The following is a 1,976-nucleotide window of genomic DNA, read 5'->3' as shown; positions in this document are numbered from 1 at the left end:
ATGCTCACCATAGCGGGAGCATACGCCGACCTTGCGTTAGTTGTGACTGCGATCTACTTATTGCCAGCTTTAATGTTAGGCCTTTGGGCTGGTGATCACATCTCATTTAAAATGTCTCGCAATACGTTCACGAAGCTAATAAATATCATCATATTGGCTAGCGGCATTACTCTCATGTATCGAGCCTATCTTGGCGGCAATTAAAAATACATCAGGCGCGCTTGCCTGGAATTAACTATTTAAAGCGAGGTTTACAATTGAAAAGCTCTCAAGCTCTACGTGATCTATTGAGTTCAGGAAAAACCATTATGGCTCCTGGTGCCTATGACGGCCTGTCGTCAAGACTAGTCAGCCTGGCTGGTTTTGACGCTGTGTATGCAAGTGGTGGCGCTATCGCTAGATCTGCTGGGTATCCAGATATCGGCTTACTGAGCTTTACTGAAGTTATCGAGCGGATTGAGAAAATTGTAGAAGCCAGCGATATTCCCGTTATCGCAGACGCTGACACTGGATTTGGTGGTACTGCCAACGTGCAACGCACCGTGAGGGCACTGGAACGCATCGGTGTAGCCGGCTTCCATCTGGAAGATCAAACATTCCCTAAGCGATGCGGGCACTTGGATAACAAGTCGCTTATTGATACCGAAGAGATGTGCCAGAAGATAAAAGTGGCGCGTGCTAGCTTGCATGACACTAATTGCCTAGTTATCGCTCGCACTGACGCGATAGCAATTGAAGGTTTCGAAGCAGCGCTTGTTAGAGCACAACGTTACGTTGATGCGGGTGCCGACATGATTTTTGTAGAAGCGCCGGAGACGCTGGAGCAAATTCAGATTATTGCCCAACGGATTCCTGGGCCAAAACTCATGAACATGTTCTATGGCGGAAAAACCCCACTCGTTTCTCTACAAACACTTGCAGAACTTGGTTATCAACTTGTCATCGTGCCATCGGATCTGCAACGGGCAGCCATCCATGCTATGAAAAAAACCCTGGTTGAACTCAAACGCTCAGGGGATAGCCATGCAATGTCGGCTGAATTAACGAGTTTTTCGGAGCGCGAGCTGATAATTCAAACTGAAAAGTATCTGGCACTGGACGACTTGTAAAAACAGCTTTGTAAGCAACATGCGCTAAAAACAAGGAATGACATCATGACCGGTCAAGCTGCCAGCTGAATCAGCATCTCCTCAGCCCTGCGGGTGCCCTGGATGGTGGTCCACTGTCGCCGTGCCTATCAGGCTTTACCACCACTTCCAGCCATACGTCGCAAAACCTCTGGATGTCCTTTGGCACAGTGCAGGATAACGGCACCGACGTGCCCCGTGATCAAGATCAACATTGTCCAACCCAGCAAACTGTGGAAGTTGCTTCCCAAGTCAATCATCCATTGAATCTTCTCCCCGTTAAATCCATCCATCACCGTTAGGCCAAACGCCGAGAACGCCCGGCCTGATCCGTATTGACGGAGAAGCCCCAGGAAGGGAATCAAGAACATGAAGCCGTAGAGCAGCAGATGCCCCAAACGAGCGCCAATGTTCAAGCTCGGTGGACGGGCGTGTCTGTTCAATAGGCTCCAACCTGCACGCAGCAGAAGCAGTATCATCAGTAACAGACCGACCGGCTTGTGAGTCGGCCACATAAACTTTTCAAACGCAGACTCAGCAAAAAGATAGTGCGCGCCGGCTGAGCAATATATCCAGGCAAAAGCTGCAGTCATCGCCCAGTGCAAACCGCGACTGATCGTGTCATAGCGGTGCTCCGTGTCAGTTATTTCAGCTGTATTTCGCATATTTATCGTTTCCTTGTATTGAAATACTCGACTTTTTTTGTATTTTCCTGTGATCAAAGGCATCTGTTTGGGGCCGATAGGCGCAGTCAACGGGAGAAACATTGGGTACAGTTGGTCATGGGAGCGTCGGTTGTGATTGAGGACGACACCCGATGACCGCGAATGCATCGCGACAGTGGGGTGG

The 1,976-nt window shown here is 49.4% G+C and carries 2 protein-coding genes and 1 pseudogene; 2 read left to right on the top strand and 1 reads right to left on the bottom strand.

The window, feature by feature from the left end; translation table 11 throughout:
* Together ACXRVY_RS26325 and ACXRVY_RS26320 are read left to right on the top strand one after the other, a co-directional pair.
* Window positions 1-204: pseudogene (locus ACXRVY_RS26325) on the top strand (sulfite exporter TauE/SafE family protein); the annotation flags it as partial.
* A gap of 17 nt (window positions 205-221) precedes the next feature.
* Complete coding sequence (locus ACXRVY_RS26320) at window positions 222-1,109, top strand: isocitrate lyase/PEP mutase family protein (RefSeq protein ID WP_457265849.1); 888 nt, start codon at window positions 222-224, stop codon at window positions 1,107-1,109.
* A 128-nt stretch (window positions 1,110-1,237) separates the two neighbouring features.
* Here ACXRVY_RS26320 and ACXRVY_RS26315 read toward each other — a convergent pair.
* Window positions 1,238-1,976 (bottom strand): cytochrome b (locus tag ACXRVY_RS26315; RefSeq protein ID WP_458238657.1); only part of this gene is annotated, 739 nt, incomplete at its 5' end.

This window comes from Pseudomonas sp. P5_A2_2 (genome assembly GCF_054177685.1).
This window is presented reverse-complemented; position numbering and strand designations above follow the sequence as displayed.